This window comes from Pseudoduganella sp. RAF53_2, from assembly GCF_052113985.1.
GTDB lineage: Bacteria > Pseudomonadota > Gammaproteobacteria > Burkholderiales > Burkholderiaceae_D > Rugamonas.
Genome location: NZ_JBFRDW010000734.1, coordinates 1 through 2777, shown reverse-complemented (window position 1 = coordinate 2777; position 2777 = coordinate 1). Strand labels below are relative to the sequence as shown.

Annotated in this window: 5 protein-coding genes; all 5 read right to left on the bottom strand. The window is 62.3% G+C overall.

Translation table 11 applies throughout. The features are described 5' to 3' along the window. Positions 1 to 219 (bottom strand): hypothetical protein (locus AB4Z11_RS28645; RefSeq protein ID WP_442029218.1); only part of this gene is annotated, 219 nt, incomplete at its 3' end. A gap of 39 nt (positions 220 to 258) precedes the next feature. Continuing rightward, positions 259 to 447, bottom strand: coding sequence for a DUF1653 domain-containing protein (locus AB4Z11_RS28640; protein WP_442029217.1), 189 nt, complete (start codon positions 445 to 447; stop codon positions 259 to 261). Between the two features lie 11 nt (positions 448 to 458). Then, on the bottom strand, positions 459 to 995 hold the full coding sequence (locus AB4Z11_RS28635; RefSeq protein WP_442029219.1) for a response regulator transcription factor: 537 nt from the start codon (positions 993 to 995) through the stop codon (positions 459 to 461). A 2-nt stretch (positions 996 to 997) separates the two neighbouring features. After that, positions 998 to 2296, bottom strand: a complete 1299-nt coding sequence (locus AB4Z11_RS28630; protein WP_442029216.1) for an ATP-binding protein — start codon at positions 2294 to 2296, stop codon at positions 998 to 1000. Positions 2297 to 2315: 19 nt separating this feature from the next. Further along, the coding region (locus AB4Z11_RS28625; RefSeq protein WP_442029215.1) for an SURF1 family protein at positions 2316 to 2777 on the bottom strand (462 nt) is incomplete at its 5' end.

Here is a 2777-nt window from a genome sequence, read left to right as displayed (position 1 = left end):
TTTACATTCGGCGATGAGATGGGTTCTTGTGGAACGGGCTGTGAAGACGAAATCGGGCCGCTGTCTGTCAATCTGAACCTCGGACCGCAGCTCGCAGTCGCCATCCTTCAGCGGTGCGCCGTGGCTGCGCTCAAAGTGCGCGCGGTAACCAATACAGGCGACCAGCCCCAGCGCCCACTGTTGAAACGCCAACCCCATCGAAGCGTGTACCGATGCCATAACAGCTCCTCCAAAGAGTAAGCAACTGTCTGGTTTCCATTACTCGATCGGCGTGAAGCGCTGGACAATCACTCCGTCTACTTCAATCTTCTCGAAAAATACATCACGAGGGCGGCACCAGATCGAGCCGTTGGCCGCGCGGTACACGATCAGCGGCGTATGGTCGGCCTCCATCGTGGCCTCGCATACCAGTTCGTATATGCCGCCTTTGTAGTGTCGATATTTCATGGGTGCTTTCTCTATTTGATCCGCTGCTTTTCCAGCTTGCGCGCCAGCGTGCGGCGGTGCATGCCGAGGCGGCGGGCGGCTTCGGAGATGTTGAAGTCTGTCTCGGCCAGCACGGCATGGATGTGCTCCCACTCCAGCGTCTTGACGGACGTGGTGCGGTTGGTGACTTCGACGTCGGTGGCGCCGGCCACGTGGTTGAAGGCCGCTTCGATATCGTCGGTGTTGGACGGTTTGGCGAGGTACTGGCGGGCGCCCAGCTTGATCGCTTCCACCGCCGTGTTAATGCTGGCGAAGCCGGTTAGCACCACGATCTGCATCTCCGGATCGTGCGCGTGCAGCACCTGCACGCAAGCCAGGCCCGAAGAATTGCCCTTCAGTTTCAGGTCCACCACGGCATAGCCCGGATCGTGGTCGGCCAGCACGGCGCTCGCTTCGTCCACATTTTCAGCCAGCAGCACTTTGTAGCCGCGGCGCTCGAACGAACGGCCCAGCGTGCGGGCAAATGCCGCGTCGTCTTCCACAATCAGCAGGACGCGTTCTTCTTCCATCGTCATTCGTATTCCTCAGGTAAAGCAATGGCGGACATCGGCAGCGTCAGGCGCACACTCGCGCCGCCTTCGGCACGATTGCTGGCCGTGACCGCGCCACCCAGCATGCGCGCCACATTCACGACCAGGAACAGGCCCAGTCCCCTGCCCGGCTGTCCTTTGCTGGACTGGTAAGGCTTGCCGAACTGCGCCAGCATCTCGGACGAGAAACCGGGTCCGGCGTCCGTCACCAAAAGCTCCAGCATATCGCCATTAATGCCGGCTTGCATGCGCAGCCACTCCGGCGAGGCTTCCAGGGCGTTGTCGAGCACATTGCAGATCATCTGCTGCAAGGTCGAGTCGGACACCACACCCACGTCGCGCGAAATATGGTTCACGAATTCGAAGGACGCCACGGGCCGGCTGCCGCGCCACTCTTCCACCAGTTCGGACAGGAAAGTATTGATGGTGGTCGGTTCCGACGATTCGCCGCGCGCCTCGCCCGCCGACAGCAGAATGCCGCTGACAATGGATTTGCAGCGCTGGAGCTGGGTCTGCATTTCCGCGATTTCTTCCAGAAGTTCGGGATTGCCTTTGAATTCGGGCATGCGCCGCCAGTCGCCCAGAATCACGGCCAGCGTCGCCAGCGGCGTCCCCAGTTCGTGCGCTGCGCCGGACGCCAGCAGGCCCATACGGACAATGTGCTCTTCCTCAGCCGCGCGCTGGCGCAAGTCGGCCAGCTTGGCGGCGCCGGCGCGCGAGTTCTCCATGATGCGGCTGGTGAAGAACACCAGCAGCGCCGCGTCCAGCACGAAGCACAGCAGCATGCCCTGCACGTACAGGCTGAAAATGCCGCGTCCATGATCGAGCGGCAGCGCCAGAGGTTTGGAGAACACTGCCAGACCAGCCAGGCAGGCCGCAGTGACACCGACGACCAGCCAGGTCGATCCTTTATCCAGCAGCACAACACCCAGGATCACCTGCAGCAGATAAAGGAAAACAAAGGGATTGGTGGTGCCGCCGCTTTGATACAGCTGCAAGGTGAGACTGGCCACATCGACCAGCAGCGCCAGCAGCAACTCGCGGTTGGACACCGCCATCTGTTCCTGCCAGCGCAGGGTACTCGCGATATTGAAGGCGGCCAGGCAAACCAGCACGCTAAGCATGGCGGGCAGCGGCAGTTGGATGCCGAAGCCCAGGGTGGCGACGGCGATGGTGATCACCTGCCCGAAAACGGCGAGCCAGCGCAGCTGGATCAGCTGCTGCATATTCTTGTGGCCCGCCGCGTGCGTGACAGCCTGGCTGTCATTGGCACTTACCATGTGCACCTTTCAGTTTGTCTCAACGTTCTCGCCGAACGATCCAGTAACAAGCCCAGGCCACCATCAGCGCCAGGACATACCAGGTGAGAGCATAAACCAAATGGTTGTTGTGGAAGGAAACCACGGTCAAGCCACCGATTGGCGCGTCGGCCGCCGCACCCGGTGTGGCGTCGGCGTCGACAAAGTACGGCGCCACATTCGACAACTGGCGCGACGCCGCGATCGCCTTCACGTCGCGCGAATACCAGCGGTCGGCCGCCGGGTCGTTATCGCGCAGCACGCCGCCATTCGGTTCGCTGATGCGCAACAGGCCAGTCACGCTGGCCGCCGCGCCTTGCGCGCGGGCTTGCGCACAATCGGCGGGTGCAGCGTGCGCCGCGGCGCCCGGCGCACCGCCGGCCACGAAGCCACGGTTGACCAGCACCACGCTGCCATCTTCGCGGCACATCGGCGTCAGCAGCCAGAAGCCGCTGCCCAGTTC